At 40.8% G+C, this 15766-nt stretch carries 17 protein-coding genes and 1 riboswitch; of the genes, 10 read left to right on the top strand and 7 right to left on the bottom strand.

Annotation, left to right across the window (positions count from 1 at the left end):
- Window positions 1-160 precede the first annotated feature (160 nt).
- The 3 genes from KI363_RS04900 to KI363_RS04890 all read left to right on the top strand — a co-directional run bounded on the left by KI363_RS04900 (window position 161) and on the right by KI363_RS04890 (window position 3585).
- The gene (locus KI363_RS04900; protein ID WP_158322491.1) at window positions 161-463 is read left to right on the top strand and encodes a YunC family protein; all 303 of its coding nucleotides are present in this window, start codon (window positions 161-163) and stop codon (window positions 461-463) included.
- A gap of 74 nt (window positions 464-537) precedes the next feature.
- A complete protein-coding gene (gene yunB / locus KI363_RS04895; protein WP_158322443.1) occupies window positions 538-1329 on the top strand; it encodes a sporulation protein YunB in 792 nt (263 codons plus the stop codon).
- A gap of 137 nt (window positions 1330-1466) precedes the next feature.
- Window positions 1467-1632, top strand: a riboswitch (Lysine riboswitch).
- Window positions 1633-2019: 387 nt separating this feature from the next.
- Window positions 2020-3585, top strand: coding sequence for a Na+/H+ antiporter NhaC family protein (locus KI363_RS04890; protein ID WP_158322444.1), 1566 nt, complete (start codon window positions 2020-2022; stop codon window positions 3583-3585).
- 45 nt (window positions 3586-3630) lie between these two features.
- On the opposite strand, the gene KI363_RS04885 is transcribed toward KI363_RS04890, so the two are convergent.
- Entirely contained in the window at window positions 3631-4614 is a 984-nt protein-coding gene (locus KI363_RS04885; RefSeq protein WP_191967479.1) for a M23 family metallopeptidase, read from the bottom strand.
- 59 nt (window positions 4615-4673) lie between these two features.
- On the bottom strand, window positions 4674-5339 hold the full coding sequence (locus KI363_RS04880; RefSeq protein WP_158322445.1) for a YhcN/YlaJ family sporulation lipoprotein: 666 nt from the start codon (window positions 5337-5339) through the stop codon (window positions 4674-4676).
- 122 nt (window positions 5340-5461) lie between these two features.
- Between KI363_RS04880 and KI363_RS04875 the strand changes: the two genes are divergently transcribed.
- Window positions 5462-5728: a YutD family protein gene (locus KI363_RS04875; protein WP_191967486.1), complete on the top strand. Its 267-nt coding sequence runs from the start codon at window positions 5462-5464 to the stop codon at window positions 5726-5728.
- A gap of 321 nt (window positions 5729-6049) precedes the next feature.
- Here the strand turns inward: KI363_RS04875 and KI363_RS04870 are convergent, their stop codons facing one another.
- Entirely contained in the window at window positions 6050-6358 is a 309-nt protein-coding gene (locus tag KI363_RS04870) for a cytosolic protein (protein WP_212965660.1), read from the bottom strand.
- Between the two features lie 102 nt (window positions 6359-6460).
- Between KI363_RS04870 and KI363_RS04865 the strand changes: the two genes are divergently transcribed.
- Window positions 6461-6898, top strand: a complete 438-nt coding sequence (locus tag KI363_RS04865) for a DUF86 domain-containing protein (protein ID WP_212965659.1) — start codon at window positions 6461-6463, stop codon at window positions 6896-6898.
- 30 nt (window positions 6899-6928) lie between these two features.
- The gene (nucF, locus tag KI363_RS04860; protein ID WP_212965658.1) at window positions 6929-7696 is read left to right on the top strand and encodes a 5' nucleotidase NucF; all 768 of its coding nucleotides are present in this window, start codon (window positions 6929-6931) and stop codon (window positions 7694-7696) included.
- A gap of 257 nt (window positions 7697-7953) precedes the next feature.
- Here the strand turns inward: nucF and KI363_RS04855 are convergent, their stop codons facing one another.
- Complete coding sequence (locus KI363_RS04855) at window positions 7954-8454, bottom strand: phosphatidylglycerophosphatase A family protein (protein ID WP_158322449.1); 501 nt, start codon at window positions 8452-8454, stop codon at window positions 7954-7956.
- 190 nt (window positions 8455-8644) lie between these two features.
- On the opposite strand from KI363_RS04855, the gene yutH reads away from it, so the two are divergent.
- Complete coding sequence (yutH, locus tag KI363_RS04850; protein ID WP_158322450.1) at window positions 8645-9649, top strand: spore coat putative kinase YutH; 1005 nt, start codon at window positions 8645-8647, stop codon at window positions 9647-9649.
- A gap of 335 nt (window positions 9650-9984) precedes the next feature.
- Here the strand turns inward: yutH and KI363_RS04845 are convergent, their stop codons facing one another.
- Both KI363_RS04845 and KI363_RS04840 read right to left on the bottom strand, forming a co-directional pair.
- Complete coding sequence (locus KI363_RS04845) at window positions 9985-10221, bottom strand: NifU family protein (RefSeq protein WP_158322451.1); 237 nt, start codon at window positions 10219-10221, stop codon at window positions 9985-9987.
- Window positions 10222-10504: 283 nt separating this feature from the next.
- Window positions 10505-11572: an NAD(P)/FAD-dependent oxidoreductase gene (locus KI363_RS04840; protein WP_212965657.1), complete on the bottom strand. Its 1068-nt coding sequence runs from the start codon at window positions 11570-11572 to the stop codon at window positions 10505-10507.
- Between the two features lie 589 nt (window positions 11573-12161).
- Here KI363_RS04840 and KI363_RS04835 point away from each other — a divergent pair.
- On the top strand, window positions 12162-12398 hold the full coding sequence (locus KI363_RS04835) for a YuzB family protein (RefSeq protein WP_158322453.1): 237 nt from the start codon (window positions 12162-12164) through the stop codon (window positions 12396-12398).
- 82 nt (window positions 12399-12480) lie between these two features.
- A complete protein-coding gene (locus KI363_RS04830; RefSeq protein ID WP_158322454.1) occupies window positions 12481-12843 on the top strand; it encodes a HesB/IscA family protein in 363 nt (120 codons plus the stop codon).
- Window positions 12844-12984: 141 nt separating this feature from the next.
- Here KI363_RS04830 and KI363_RS04825 read toward each other — a convergent pair whose 3' ends face one another.
- Window positions 12985-13923, bottom strand: coding sequence for an NAD(P)/FAD-dependent oxidoreductase (locus KI363_RS04825; protein ID WP_373306729.1), 939 nt, complete (start codon window positions 13921-13923; stop codon window positions 12985-12987).
- A 334-nt stretch (window positions 13924-14257) separates the two neighbouring features.
- Between KI363_RS04825 and KI363_RS04820 the strand changes: the two genes are divergently transcribed.
- A complete protein-coding gene (locus tag KI363_RS04820) occupies window positions 14258-15478 on the top strand; it encodes an NAD(P)/FAD-dependent oxidoreductase (protein WP_212965656.1) in 1221 nt (406 codons plus the stop codon).
- Window positions 15479-15766 lie beyond the last annotated feature (288 nt).

Raw genomic sequence — 15766 nt, 5'->3', positions numbered from 1 at the left:
ATGTTGACTTACGCATGCGGGCACCGAAAGTTTGCTAGTCGCTGGAGCTAGATCATGCATTAGTCATTTTCTTTTTTTATCCTCTACGAGTGGATGGTATTTTGGGTTCAACTAATGCACGCTTTTCTCATACATATAACTATGAGAAGGGGTGATAATGATGGTGTCGATTGAGCCTGTTATGATTGATGGTAAGACTTTTATCGCAACATCCGTGTCCTTGCCGAAAACAACCTTGCTGACGATTTCGAATGACAAGGGGTATATCATGTGCGGGGCGCTTGATGTTGGTTTGCTAAATGAGAAATTAGTAGATCGAAAAATAATCGCCGGGCGTGCAGTGGGCGTGAAGACGATTGATCAATTACTGCATGCCCCATTAGAATCCGTGACAATGGAAGCGGAAGCATTAGGGATTACAGCTGGGATGATTGGAAAAGATGCCTTATTAAAAATGTGTTAAATAGCTGAGAAAACTAGATGTATTTGCGCTAAATCCTTTCTCTTGTGCATATATTGACGAGAGGAGGGATTTCTTTGGCTCGATTCAAAGCAAAGTATAGACAACGGGGACCACTACCTTTTCGATATGTTTTATTGCTATCTTTTGTTTTCTTTGTTTTTTCAACCGTATTGGGATTGTGGATTGTCAATAAAGGAATTAAACCGACTTTAGTTAGTTATGCCGAATCCCAAACCGGAAAAATCGCCCCAATGGTTGTGACTAAGGCTGTTGAAGATGTCCTTCCCCAAGTGAAGGATCTCTCAGAAGTGACGGAAACGATTCCCGATGGGGCGGGGCAGACTTCGATTCAGTATCGAATGGATGTGCTCAATCAAATTCAAGCTGATTTATCCAGAGAAATTCAATTCAATTTAAATGAAGCGGAGAGAGGGAATTTAGAAGATCTTGAAATGAAGACAGGCATTGAGATTGACTACGATAAATTGGATAAAGAAGAAGGAATTTCCTATTCTTTTCCAATAGGTCAAGCAACGAATAATGCTTTATTAGGAAATTTAGGACCGAAAATTCCGATTCGCTTTTCTGCGGTTGGGAATGTAAAAACAAATGCAGAGCATAAGGTAGAATATTACCCTATTAATAATACATTTATTACTGTCTATGTAGCTGTTGAAGTGAATGTGCAAATCATCATTCCATTTTCGACCGAAACAGCCGTGGTCAAACAGGATATACCTGTTGCGAAGGGATTCTATCGAGGAGATGTACCAGACTTTTACAACGGAAATGGTGGAGGAGTAAATCCTTCCATTCAATTGCCTGGATCAAATACACAGGGTCCTTTGCCAAAGCCAGCAGAGTAAGTCCCCTACTGATTGCCAAATAGTATGTTATAGTGCTATAATAAAGATCAAAATCAAAGGCTAAGTTCCAGACAACAGCTGCCACGCCTTTGTGACCTGCGTTCTGCAGGCCTAATTAAATAAAACCTTATCAAATCGGATGAGGTAGAGGCGCAAAAGGAATCAGTAGGATGTGTGAGGATGACAACGATGAACACATGTGAAAGGTTCTTTTGCCGAAGTCAAACTTGTGTCAGCCAAGTTTTGATTGGTGTTGCTTTGAAAAAAGGTAACACTCTCATATTTGGACGTGTTTTTAGTGCGTGTTCAAAAAGGAGGATAAAAAGGACCCGTCGGCTAAAGGCGCTGACGTCCTGTCAGCAACGCCGACACTAGCACATCCTGTGCGTCGAAAGTTCGAGGCGGCGCAGTTTCGAGCAGCGGACTTGTACAGGATGTACTGACTTCCGTGTTGCCCACAGGACGTGGGCGATTTTAAAAAAAACGGAAGATCTTTTCCCTGATACATGAACAGCGGAGAACAAGCCAACGAAGAAATTCGCAGTGTCATTTTTACCGGACTTTTTGAACATCCATTTTGGCTAAATATGGGGAGCTACAGATCACGATGGAGTTAACCCATACAAGAGTAATGGTAGTCCTCTATCATTACTCTTTTTTATTTTGTAGAAAAGAGGAGCACAACAAACAATGGAACATTCTATTTTATCGATTATCCCGCCGATTCTGGCGATTGTGATGGTGATTTTAACTAAAAGGGTTCTACTGTCCTTAGGTTCAGGTATTTTAGCGTCGGCTTTATTATTGGGGAAAGGAAATATAATGGAGACTTTGCAGATACTATGGTCTGCTGTGAAGGGGATTTTTGTTGAGGCAGAAGGCTTAAACACATGGAATATTAATCTCATATTATTCTTACTGTTATTAGGCGTTATTACGGCTCTTATTAATATGACTGGTGGGAGCCGTGCTTTTGGTGAGTGGGCTACTACGAAAGTGAAGTCACGCGCAGGGGCGCAATTATTAGCTGCATTTTTAGGCATTATTATTTTCATTGATGACTATTTCAATGCGTTAGCCGTTGGGCAGGTGGCGCGCCCGATTACGGATCGTCATCATATATCGAGAGCTAAGCTTGCTTATATTATTGACTCGACGTCTGCGCCAATCTGTGTGATTTCACCGATTTCGAGCTGGGGCGCCTTTATTATTGGGATTATCGCAACGGTATTGGCCTCCCATGGTCTCACTGATCTATCGGCTTTTACCGCTTTTCTTGAGATGATTCCGATGAATTTGTATGTATGGACAACCTTGCTTTTTGTTTTTATTATTGCGCTTCGTAATCTTGATTATGGAAGTATGAAAAAGCATGAGGAACGAGCAATTAAGACAGGGATTCCTTATGATCCGGATAAAACGATTGCGGGAGAAGCAAAAGAAAATTTGCCTGTAAGTGACAATGGGAAAGTTCGCGATTTAATCTGGCCGATTATTGCTCTGTTTGTAGGTACCCTTTCTGCGATTGCGATTAGTGGGTTGCATGAAACAACAGGAAAAGCAACCTTGATGGATATCTTCGGTAATGCGGATGTATCCCTTGCGTTAGTTGGTGGTGGTCTATTGGGATTGTTGGTTGGAGTGATTTCTTTTTACCGTCAAGTTTTTAAACATAGGGCTTTACAAGCAAATTGGATTGTTAAAGCTTTAAAATCGGGTGTACAGTCGATGATACCAGCGATTATGATTCTGCTGTTTGCCTGGGTGATTATTGATTTAATTGAACAATTAGGGACCGGTTTATATTTAGGTGGTTTGGTTGAAAAGTCAAATTTAAATCCGGTCTTTCTGCCCGTCATCTTATTTATCGGTGCGGCAGTAATGGCCTTTGCAACAGGGACATCATGGGGTTCTTTTGGTATTTTACTGCCAATCGCTGGACAAATTATTGCGGTCACGGATATGGCTCTCTTCTTACCAGGTTTGGCTGCCGTTTTAGCAGGAGCTGTGATGGGGGATCATTGTTCACCTATTTCTGATACGACAATTTTATCGGCTACAGGCGCAGGATGTAATCTGATGGATCATGTGTTAACCCAGTTACCTTACGCAATATCTGCCGCGATCATTTCTTGTATTGGTTATTTAGTGATTGGTTGGACAGAGAAAACCATATTTGGTTTACTCACAATAGGTATTTGCGTTTTTCTATTCTTTTTTGTTCTAGATCGTCGAAAAAAGAAGGTACAGGTATAGAGGTCGCAAAAAGAAGAGGAGTTGGGGATGAATTTCCAAACTCCTCTATTGATTCTTATTGGAAGAACGTTCCCACATTTTTAAATGAGGAAAAGGATCAAAGGACCATTCACGAATGCCATTATCTTTGTACATACCGAAATGAAGATGAGGGGGGAATTTGCCGGCCGTTCCAGGTGGTCCATAACCGGAGCTGCCAACACTTCCGATCACATCACCAGGTTTCACGACATCACCAATTTTTAAATCTTTGGAAAAACCATTTAAGTGAGCGTAGTAGTGGTACGTATTATTTAAATCACGAATGCCAACGCGCCAGCCTCCATATTTATTCCAGCCTTTCAATTCGACTACACCATAGGCAACAGCGCGTACAGGGGTTCCATATCCTGCGAAAATATCGGTTCCTTCATGGATTCTTCTCCCACCCCAACCACGGCGGTCCCCCCATGTGTTTTTATAGGTGTAGTTATAGCCTTTCGGAAGAGGAAAGGCCTTTTCACTTAAATCCACTTGCCCAAATGTTCGGTAAATTTTGGCGTTCGTCATGATTGAACGAACGGTTTGGTCTCTTTTGTAATAATCCCAAAGAGCGAGTCGAAAAGATTGATCATCCACCCCATATGCACGCAAATATTGTGCTAATGTATAAAGCAAATCTTCTCCATTGGTTTGATCGATTTTTCCATCGCCATTCCCATCTTTCCCGATGCCACCGAATAATGCGATTGTGAATGGGTTGGTATCTTTTGGGTTAGGATTAAGCGGGCCAGCCCACTGCTCAGGTGGAACATAATAGCCGATGATCGCCGGAGGATCAGGTAAATCCTTTCGTACATCCCGAATACTTCTTTCAAACTGGTCAATAGCCGCAAGATAATACCAGGGGATAGACGTAAGAGCTTCGGTTTTTTTGTATAAATCCATTCGCTTCCTATAGATTTCTTCTTGACTTAATTCCTTGGCATGAACTCCTTCGAAGCTAAAAAATAGAAAGAAGAAGAGGATCCAAGGGATGATTTTTTTCAAATGATGCCCTCCTTTCACCAATGGCTAGGGGGAATCACCCCCTAGATTAAAATGTAGCGCTATTGATTGTCACGATCGTATTGTTGTTTGTATTTTGTTTTATCTACATGATCATTTATTTCACCGTTCTTTTCACCATTCGCGTTTTCCCCCTCACCTAATGCTCGACCTTGAGGAGAACGTTCGAGCATACGATCGACCACCATTTTAACGGTGCGGTCTTTATCAGGTGATTGTGTTGTCATGGAGCCGATATTTTCAACATCTTGTCTCAATTTGGGGTCATCTGTTACATAAACGTGATACCAGCGTGGAACATAATTTAAGACTGATTTTTTCACTTGATCAGCTGTTTCAAAGCGGCCTTTTTCGTCATTTGCGTCTGTTGTATAAGCAACCAAGATTTCTTGATCAGTTACAATCACACTAGCATCTGATACATGCGGCAAGACCACAAGTAATTCACTAATATGAAGGGCTGCTTTCTCACGATCCATCCATTGAATGGGTTTCGCATCCTTTGGGTTATTGGGAGTTGGGCTTTTTACCTGACGAACAAAGCCAAATTGTTCATCAGAGGCCTCTTCGTTATAGACATCAGCTTGTTCCTCTTTATTAATAGAATTTCCACTTTTTGGGTAGAAATCATCATTTTCCGCAACATTATTCCCTCCACATGCTGCAAGGCTGGCAGTTAAAAGGATAAGCGACCATTTTGCTTTCATTTAAACACCTCCTTATCTGTTAGCCTGCTCAGAAAATATATTTTTTTCTTAGTAATTGTTGGGGATTACGCTATAATCAAGGATAGAAAGTTTATTTTGTGGAGGGACATAGCGTGCTTATAATGAATAATCGGAAATATGAGTTGATTAGCGAATTCCGCGATGGGTTTCAGGAAGAGGCCTTTAAAGAGCGATTTAGTGATATATTAACGAAGTATGATTTTATTGTCGGAGATTGGGGATATGGCCAATTGCGGTTAAAAGGCTTTTTCTCTGATCAAAATCAAAAAGCGAGTCACGATAGTAAAATTGGTTCCTTGTACGAATATCTTTATGAGTATTGTAATTTTGGTTGTGCCTATTTTGTGTTGAAAAAAGTGGATAATTAAGAAAAGCGCAAGCGCCCGTTTAGCGACGTACAAACTTGGATAATAAGGCTGAACGGCTAAAATCGCGCCGTCCTGGCGCAACGCCGTTCTGACCAACATCCTGTTGGCCTGAGATAAAGGAAACACAGTGAGCCTAATAAGGCGAACTGATGTTGATTTACGCAAGCAGGCACCGAAAGTTTGCTAGTCGCTGGGCGCTGGAGCTAGATCCAACATTAGCCAAAATTTATACTTTCCTATCCTGTAAGAAAAGCGCAAGCGCCCGTTTAGCGACAATAAAAGTGGGGTGACCCACATCATCATGTGGGCCCACTTTTCTAATCAACTATCTTCATATGGTGTTTGCGTGTCCGTATCAGGGTCATCATGGGTTGGATGGGCACCTGGAAATTGTCGTGGGAGATTTTGATGCATCGATTTAAATTCATAGTTAAAAGCACTGTATTTTCGCTGCCCCTCTTTCCAAGGGGTTGATTTGTTTTCAACAGGCGTATCCTTTCCTCTTGGTGCTCCATATCCCCCTTCTGGGAATTCCTCTGCTGTAAGGAAATTTTGCTGTGTCTCCACATTCGAGACATCCGTATAAGGTATCCCTGTGATATCATCTTTTTCACGATCTTTCGCTGCCAAATGTTTCAACCACCTTTCCTAGTTATTAAGAATAGATTCCCCCAATGTTTTTAGGACATTCATATGCTAAAATAAGAAGAGTACAATCAGGAGGGAAAAGGGATGTATTTTGTTGATCGTGAAAAGATAGAAGAACGTCTCCAATTTATGGAAAAGCAATTGGAATTATTGAAATCCCAACAACTTTGGGAAACAGATTTTGAAAAAGCTGCTTTAGAGCGATTCGCCCATACGATCATTGAAGCGATATTAGATACAGGAAATGCGATGATTGATGGTTTTATTATGAGGGACCCAGGCAGTTATGAGGATATTGTCGATATTTTAACAGATGAGCAGGTGATCACTTCTGCTTTCTCGAGAATACTAAAAGACGTGATTGGCTGTCGGAAAATGCTCGTTCAGCAATATGAAGCAGTGGATCATAATCTGATCATCGAAAATATTGTTCAGCAAGGGGAACAGTTAGCGACTTTTCCTGACGCAATTCGTAATTATTTAGTTCATGAATTAGGTCCAGTTTCTGCCTTTAAAAAATGATGTGGGGTTAGGAGAAAAGGAGTTTTGACTTTGAAAAATTATGGTGGATATTTAATCGATCTTGACGGTACCATGTATCGAGGATTAGAAAAAATAGAGGAAGCTTTACAGTTTGTGGAAGAATTAAAGGGGCGAGGGATTCCATATTTATTTGTGACGAATAATTCCTCGAAGCGTCCTGAACAAGTTGCCCAAGTGCTAGAAGATTTCGGCTTGGAAACAAAGAAGGAGCAAGTATTTACAACATCGATGGCAACAGCGAATTTTTTGCATGAGAAAAAGCCAGGAGCTTCTGTGTATGCGATTGGGGGAGAAGGGCTGCAATCCGCCTTGACGGAAAAAGGTTTCGATTTGGTTGATGAAGAGCCTGATGCGGTCGTCATTGGGTTAGATCGCGACATTACATATGAGAAATTAGCGAAGGCTTGTTTAGCCGTTCGAAATGGGGCGATGTTTATTTCTACGAATGGGGATATTGCGTTGCCCACTGAACGCGGTTTCCTTCCTGGAAATGGTGCCTTAACTGCTGTTATTTCCGTGTCCACGCAAACAGAGCCGATTTTTATTGGGAAGCCACAGGCGATTATTGTGGAGCAGGCGCTAACAGAACTAGGAACTAGCAAAGAAGCCACTTTGATGGTGGGAGACAATTATGATACAGACATCTTGGCGGGGATTCAAGCGGGCTTAGACACGCTCCTTGTGCACACTGGTGTAACGACAAGAGAAATGTTGATCGAAAAAATGGTCCAACCAACCTATGTGCTTGATTCGTTAGCAGAATGGAGATTTAAATAGAAAAAGGTCGAAAACAGTTTGTGCTTCTGTTTTCGACTTTTTTTATGGTCTGGGAAATTATAAAATTCTCGACTTGTGGATAACTGTTTACGTTGCTGTTTGACATCCAGCTCCAGCGCCCAGCGACTAGCAAACTTTCGGTGCCTTCCTACGATAAGTCAACATCGATTCACCCTTCGGGTTCATCGTGTTTCCTTTATCTCGTCAGGCCCCTAAAAAGTTTGTACGTCGCTAAACGGGCGCTTGCGCTTTTGTTCTTATATTTCGCCTTTACTACTATGCGCTAATCGGCTGGAGGCGGCTGCGGCGATGGCCCCGACAATGTCATCAAGGAAGGTATGACATTCTCCAGTGGAATGGTCATTTAATCTTTCTAAAATACCTGGTTTTTGTTTGTCAATGTACCCATAATTTGTAAAGCCAATGGAACCATAGACATTCACGATGGAGAAGGCTAAAATTTCATCCACCCCATATAAACTTTCATCATCTGCAATAATTTGTTGTAAAGGTTCATCCAAGAGTCCTTTTTCCGCCAGTTTATCTAATTGGATCCCTGTTAATACCGCATTTTGTACTTCCCTCTTTTGCAGGACGCGTTCAATATTTTCGATACATTCCTCTAATTGAAGATCTGGGTGATATCTTTTTTGAAGATACATTACCAACTCGGCAATATCATCAATCTGTACCCCTCTTTCTTCTAATAAACGACGTGCAGTCTCTTCGGTTTTTCCAACTTTTCTCGCTCGGTCCATTATTTAACATCCTTTCTTCTATAAATAATGCCTCTTTTTACCATGAATGTGCAGTCCGGGTGAAAGATGGTTACCGCACGGTATTATCTAGTAGATTGAACAAATTTTAACGATCACTTTATTCTTACACCCATAAAATGAGTTTAGCACACATATAAATAAGATAGATCAGTAAAAAGAGGGATGTAGCATGTCAGAAGATATTTTACGAAATTACTTTAATATTCACCCTGAAAATTCCATAGGTATAGACGGTCAGATTTATTACCTTGCTGAAGGTTCTGTATATAGTACGATTCAAGTTACCCACTGGGAAGAAGATGCGTTATTAGAATTATATGAGATGTCAGAGCATATGGCAAAGTTTGGGGATAAAAAAGTTTCAAGATTTGTTCCAGCAAACGATCAAAAATTCCTAATTACACTTAATGATCAAGATTATGTCGTGCTGCATAACCATTATGTCAATGGTTCCACTAGGAAAAACCGCGGGAGACAATTGGCAAGATTTCATGAACGTGGAAAATATTTGCAGGCCTCGATCACGAAATTAAATCGTGAAGGACAGTGGAAAGAGTACTGGATACAAAGATTAGAGCAAATGGAAAAGGTTTGGTCAGGACTTGTTCGAGAGCCTAGTAAGGAACGGTTCAATCAATTATTTGTGGATTCATTTCCTTATTATTTAGGAATTTGTGAAAATGCGATTCAATATGTAAAAGATACGGAGCTTGATGAACGATTTACAGAGGTAGATCAGCGAACGATTTGCCACCAGAGTTTTAAGGAAGGTACATGGGATTCAAGTCAATTAGCGATACGGAATCCTTTTGATTGGGTAGTGGATCACAGAGCAAGGGACGTCGCCGAATGGATTCGTGAATGTTATTTTCTGCATCAACGGTCTTATAAGCCATTGATAACAAGGTTTTTAGAGGGATACCAATCGATTGCCCCATTATCTAGGTTCTCCTGGCGATTGATCTATGGCCGACTATTATTTCCACTGCATTATTTTATTTGTGTGGAAAATTACTTTTTGAGTTCCTCAGAAGCGTCGAAAAAGCAACTGGAGGAAAAGCTAAGTTGGTATACGCGAAATGCTCGTGATTATGAACTTTTTTTAAGGGAGTTTTTTCATATAGCCAATCAACAAATTGGGGAAATTCCTCCGGTTGAATGGTTGAATATGTAGATGAACATAAAAAAGAACCGAAGCTAACTCCGGTTTTTGATGAATAAGCTTGGCGCTGACGACGAAAGCAGACGTCAGCGCGAACACCAGGAAATTATAAATAGTACCTTGCGGATAAGTTTAAATGCAGACTGTAATCGTCCAGCTCCAGCGCCTATCGGCTAGCAAATTTACGTCTTCTGATTGCGTAAGTCAACATCGGTTCGTCCTTTGTCCTCACCGTGTTTAGGCCAACAGGACGTTGGTCAAAACAGCGTTGCGCCAGGACGGCGCGCTTTTAGCTGTTTATCTTTTAAATTTGTACGCCGCTAAACAGGCGCTTGCGCTTTTGGTTCTTAAAATACCTGCTCCACTTCTAATACTCCAGGTACTTCTTCAATTAAGGCACGTTCAATGCCGGCTTTTAGAGTGATGGTCGAACTTGGACATGTTCCACATGCACCAAGCAAGCGGAGCTTTACAATACCCTCATCCACATCAACGAGTTCACAATCGCCACCGTCTCGAAGGAGAAAAGGGCGTAATTTATCTAGGACTACTTGAACTTGATCTAACATTGTTTCTTCGTTCATTGTGATCGACTCCTTTCCTAATAGAGGATGTTCAAAAAGTCCGGTAAAAATGACACTGCGAATTTCTTCGTTGGCTTGCTTCTCCGCTGCTCATGTATCTAAATGCATACATTCCGCTGCTCGAAGGCTGCGCCGCCTCGAACTTCTTGGTCCTTTTTATCCTCCTTTTTGAACACGCACTACTACCATTATAATCAGATTCAGCGAAAAAATCTAGGGAATGAAACGGCAAGGGGAGAGGAATGGTATGAGGAGGATAGTCCTCACAGAGTGAGGAGTTTTTTTATCCCTTATGAAATTTATACATCCATAAGACGCCTGATTTTAAAATACGGGCAATTCTTCCCGTAATCGGTCTGTCTGCCATCATGCCAAATCCTTTTTTCTTACCTAAAGAACCGAGTGTTCCTTTTAATTTGATGGATGGCATTTCTTCTGGTAATGGTTGGCCATTCCATCTCTTTCTCATGACTTCTACAATTTGTTCTGCTTGTCCTTCCGCCAGCTGTGCACTAGGCGCATGGGGAAGACTTGCACAATCCCCTACTACATAAACTTCTTCATGTTGGGGAATATTATGATAAGGTGTGAGAATGGCGCGTCCTTGCCGATCTTTTTCAATATCCATGGCTTGGACAATTTTATTCGGTTGAATCCCAGCCGTCCAAACAATCACATCTGTTGAAACAGGTTGATCATTATTGTAGAGAACGCCTTCTTCTACCTTTGTAATGTTGGCCTCATTGACTACTTCCACACCATTAGAAGCAAACCAATTTTGTACATAGAGACTGATTCTTTCTGGAAAAGAAGAAAGAACGGTTTTTCCCCGATCAAAAAGTTTAATCGTTAAATCTGGACGACTTTCCCTTAATTCACTTGCAAGCTCAATCCCACTTAATCCTCCACCGACAATGCTGACGACAGAATTGGCCGATAGATTATTTAACTTCTGGTATGTATCACGTGCTTTGCCAATTGATTGAATGCTATGTGTGTAGAGATCTGCCCCAGGAATATTGTGATATTTGTCCTCACAGCCTAGGCCAATCACTAATTGGTCATACGAAACTGGTTCCGAATGGGCTACATGCACTAACTTTTCATCCAAATTAATCTGGGTGACCTCTCCGTATTGCACGTTTAACTTTGACTCTTCCGGAAAAGAAACACGTACATCTTGATCGGAAACCGTTCCAGCTGCAAGGGCATAATATTCGGTTTTTAAAGAGTGATAAGGAACCTTATCAATTAATGTAATGGTCCAATCTTCAGGGAGATGGTGAGGAAGGAGTTCCCGAAGCACCCGCATATTTCCGTATCCTCCGCCGAGCAGTACTAGTTTTTTCATAAAAATATCTCCTTTTGCCAGCTTCTTGTGAGTAAAATAAGTTCAATTTTGCAGAACAATAGATAAAGATACACAAATGATTCTCCATAAAAAAGGCTTTTCATATTGAAGTTTTTAAGATTCATTCGAATAATATGTATGGTTAATCCCATGGTAAAGTATACCGAATTCAGAAGGGATATACAACCGTTCATGCCGAGTTTCTAGAGAAAAATAAATCGCTTTATATAAAATTTTGAAACGGAAATGAGCCATCATTTTTTCCGGATAGGAAAGTATAAATTTTCGCTAATGTTGGATCTAGCTCCAGCGCCCAGCGACTAGCAAACTTTCGGTGCCTTCCTAGATAAGTCAACATCAGTTCGCCTTATTAGGCTCACTGTGTTTCCTTTATCTCGTCAGGCCCCTAAAAAGTTTGTACGTCGCTAAACGGGCGCTTGCGCTTTTCTTACCGTCATCCGTTTCTTTTATTATAGATGCTCGTGTATTTTGCGCTATAATGGTCAATCCTAAAAGTCTCTATAGAGGTTTTGATTTTTGACTATTGGAGCGAATGCGAGTAGGATAATCATGAGGATGAGGTGATCGTGTGAATCCGATTATTGAATTTTGTATTAGTAATCTTGGGATGGGAAGTTATGAAGCATTACAAATTTTAGAGGAAGATCCCAATTTAGATATTATTGAATATGGCTGCCTGGATCATTGTGATTTATGTGCCGAATCTTTGTATGCTCTTGTGAATGGGGAGGTTGTGACAGGCGATTCTCCAGAAGCGCTTGTGCAGAACATTTACCAATATTTAGAAGAAAACCCGATGTTTTAAAACCAGTTGCATTGGTTGAGAATATTGGGTAAGAGGTATATACTGAAAGGATACGAAGCACAAAAAGATGGGGGTGCAAAGAATGAGTGAAATTATTACGCTTACGGAAGCAGCGGCATTACAAATTAAGGATATGATGAAGCATAATGGGGAAGAAGATGCTTATTTTCGTTTTTCCATCAATGGTGGCGGATGTAGCGGTCTATCTTATGGAATGAGTTTAGATCATGAGAAATCAGAATCTGATCGTTTCTTTGTTGCTCATGATATCCCAGTCGTCATCGATGAAGAAAGTGCGCCAATTGTGACGGGAACCGTGATCGATTATAAGGAATCCATGATGGGTGGCGGCTTTACCATTGACAATCCCAATGCCCTAGTTTCTTGTGGCTGTGGTTCGTCTTTCCGCACAGCGAAAGTGACAGGGACACCGGAGAAGTGTTAAGGATTATTTAATCGAATAACATAAAAAAAGATTGCTTTTGGCTTTTCGCTATAGCAATCTTTTTTTGGATAGCAGAATTCACGATAACGCTACGCTTAAAAAATCAGTGAAGTATACACACTTCACTGATTTTTTGCTTCTTTACTCAAATAACGAAGTACTATGCATCGGCTGTAGACGCGCTTTTGGATCGATATAGGCTTTTGCATTGCTGACCGCTGTTGGGGCTTCCCCAAAACCAGTTGCAATTAGTTTTACTTTACCAGGATAGGTCGTAATATCGCCTGCCGCATAGATTCCTGGAATATTGGTTTCCATTCGGCTGTTAACAACAATTGAGTTCTTTTCAATCTCTAATCCCCATTCTTTGATAGGGCCTAAGGAAGAAATAAAGCCATAATTACAGATAAGGGAGTCCAATTCAATAGTATGTTTCCGGTCTCCTCTTACTTCCTCGAGTTCGAGTCCACGTATGGCGATTTGATCGCAAATAAGGTCTGATGCAACGAAAGGGGTTAATATTTCGACTTTCGAGTTTTGTAACTGGGTCACACTACTTTCATGGGCACGGAATTTATCCCTGCGGTGAATGAGGCTAACTTTTTCGGCAATCGGTTCAAGCATTAAGGCCCAGTCGACGGCCGAGTCGCCACCACCTAAAATCGCGACACGCTGCCCTTTAAATTGTTGCATATCATCGACAAAATAATGCAGGTTTTTTCCTTCAAACGGAATCGCACTGTCAAATTCAAGACGACGTGGTTGGAAAGCGCCAATTCCAGCTGTGATAATCACGGATTTGGAATAATGAATCTCTTCATCCGTTGTTAATTTAAACGTCCCATCTTCTAGTTTTTCAAGATTGGAAACAGCTTGACCAAGACACACAGTAGGAGAAAACATCGCCATTTGTTCTTTCAAATTTTGGACAAGATCATGGGCCTTAATTTTTGGAAAGCCTGCAACATCGTATATATATTTTTCAGGGTAAAGGGTTGAAAGTTGTCCACCTAATTGCGGTAAGCTTTCAATCACCTTCACACTGCAATCGCGTAAGCCGGCATAAAACGCGGTGAACATTCCTGCTGGTCCACCACCTAAAATCGTAATATCATATATTTGTTGATCTTCTTTCACAGAAAATCCCTCCTGTACGAACTAAGAAAATTCATCTTTTCTATCATACCATATAGTTCATTCCCGATAAAACAACAGGGAGTGACAAAATAATAAAAAAATTCACGGATTTAAATAACTGCTTGAAAAAGATGAATAAAAGCATATAATGTAATTGAGACTTATGTTAAGAATTTGTGACAATATTCTGGGTTTCTAGTGTTGTACGTGAATAGAATCACATTATATAATCGTACATGCTCCCATTATTAAGATGTAAAAGAGGAAGGGATATAATATGAACAGGCCAAAAATTGTGGTATTAGGTGCTGGATACGGTGGACTTATGACCGTAACTCGATTGCAAAAGCAGCTTGGAAATAATGATGCTGATATCGTATTAGTAAACAAGAATGACTATCATTATGAAACAACATGGCTTCATGAAGCTTCTGCTGGAACACTTCATCATGACCGAGTACGCTATGATATTTCGAAAGTGATTAATCCTGGGAAAGTAAATTTTGTCCAAAAAACCGTAACAAAAATAGAGCCTGAATCGAAAAAAGTGATTCTTGAAGATGGAGAGCTTTCTTACGATTATTTAGTTGTCGCTCTAGGTGCGGCTCCTGAAACATTTGGTATTCAAGGTTTAGACAAATATGCATTCTCCATTGTGAACGTGAATGCAGCGAGACAAATTCGTGAGCATATTGAATATCAATTTGCGACATATAAAGTAGAAGGAGAAAAAAATCCAGAGCGCTTAACGATTGTAGTTGGGGGCGCAGGTTTTACTGGAATCGAGTTCCTAGGCGAACTTGGTAATCGTATTCCAGAGCTTTGTAAAGAATATGATATTGACCAAAAATTAGTGAAGATCATTTGCGTGGAAGCTGCCCCAACTGCCTTACCAGGATTTGATCCAGAGCTTGTTCAATATGCGATGGCAAATCTTCAGAAAAAAGGCGTTGAATTCCGGATTGGAACAGCGATTAAAGAGGCGACTCCAGATGGAATTATCGTGGCAAAAGGTGAGGATGAAACGGAAGAAATCAAAGCGGCAACGGTTGTATGGGCTGCAGGGGTTCGTGGTAATCCAATTATTGAAGAATCTGGATTTGAAAATATGCGTGGCCGTGTAAAAGTAGATCCATATTTACGTGCACCTGGATATGAGGACATCTTTATTATTGGAGACTGTGCGTTGATTATTAATGAAGAGATCAATCGTCCTTACCCACCAACTGCACAAATTTCTATGCAGCAGGGAGAACTACTCGCAAGTAATCTTACAAAATTGATCAACGGCAATTCCGATCTTCACACATTCAGCTTCGATAACAAAGGAACGGTATGTTCACTTGGTGATGATGATGCGATTGGCGTGGCCTTTGGTAAAAAAATAACAGGAACGAAAGCTTCTTTCATGAAGAAAATGATTGATAATCGCGCATTATACATGATCGGCGGCGTTCCATTAACATTGAAAAAAGGGAAGTTTGATTTGTTCAAATAACCGGTAAGAGAAAGCAGAGTTCTAATAGGAATTCTGCTTTCTCTCTTTTTTAAAGGAAGTTCAAAAAGTAGGGACCTAATGGGTGAACAAGGGATAAACGGCTAAAGACGCCACATCCGCATGTCTTCGCCGTTTTGACCAACGTCCTGTTGGCCTAATTTCGCGACAACAATCGCCACGCCTTTGTGACCTGCGTCCTGCAGGCCCCCGTTTGACGCCCGCCTCACAAAAATAATTTCCACAATATGTGACCAAATTTTTAAGATATTAAAGGGGATTTTAATTTAA

The organism is Lederbergia ruris, assembly GCF_018332955.1.
Classification (GTDB): domain Bacteria; phylum Bacillota; class Bacilli; order Bacillales; family Bacillaceae_C; genus Lederbergia; species Lederbergia ruris.
Note: the sequence above shows the minus strand (reverse complement) of the source record. Positions and strands in the feature narration are given on the sequence as shown.

What these genes read in the sequence shown, in the direction of transcription:
- KI363_RS04900 (WP_158322491.1), top strand. Translation starts at nt 161, where the DNA reads ATGGTGTCGATTGAGCCTGTTATGATTGATGGTAAGACTTTTATCGCA.
- KI363_RS04890 (WP_158322444.1), top strand. Translation starts at nt 2,020, where the DNA reads ATGGAACATTCTATTTTATCGATTATCCCGCCGATTCTGGCGATTGTG.
- KI363_RS04880 (WP_158322445.1), bottom strand. Translation starts at nt 5,339, where the DNA reads ATGAAAGCAAAATGGTCGCTTATCCTTTTAACTGCCAGCCTTGCAGCA.
- KI363_RS04875 (WP_191967486.1), top strand. Translation starts at nt 5,462, where the DNA reads ATGAATAATCGGAAATATGAGTTGATTAGCGAATTCCGCGATGGGTTT.
- KI363_RS04865 (WP_212965659.1), top strand. Translation starts at nt 6,461, where the DNA reads ATGTATTTTGTTGATCGTGAAAAGATAGAAGAACGTCTCCAATTTATG.
- KI363_RS04855 (WP_158322449.1), bottom strand. Translation starts at nt 8,454, where the DNA reads ATGGACCGAGCGAGAAAAGTTGGAAAAACCGAAGAGACTGCACGTCGT.
- yutH (WP_158322450.1), top strand. Translation starts at nt 8,645, where the DNA reads ATGTCAGAAGATATTTTACGAAATTACTTTAATATTCACCCTGAAAAT.
- KI363_RS04845 (WP_158322451.1), bottom strand. Translation starts at nt 10,221, where the DNA reads ATGAACGAAGAAACAATGTTAGATCAAGTTCAAGTAGTCCTAGATAAA.
- KI363_RS04840 (WP_212965657.1), bottom strand. Translation starts at nt 11,572, where the DNA reads ATGAAAAAACTAGTACTGCTCGGCGGAGGATACGGAAATATGCGGGTG.
- KI363_RS04830 (WP_158322454.1), top strand. Translation starts at nt 12,481, where the DNA reads ATGAGTGAAATTATTACGCTTACGGAAGCAGCGGCATTACAAATTAAG.
- KI363_RS04825 (WP_373306729.1), bottom strand. Translation starts at nt 13,923, where the DNA reads ATGTTCACCGCGTTTTATGCCGGCTTACGCGATTGCAGTGTGAAGGTG.
- KI363_RS04820 (WP_212965656.1), top strand. Translation starts at nt 14,258, where the DNA reads ATGAACAGGCCAAAAATTGTGGTATTAGGTGCTGGATACGGTGGACTT.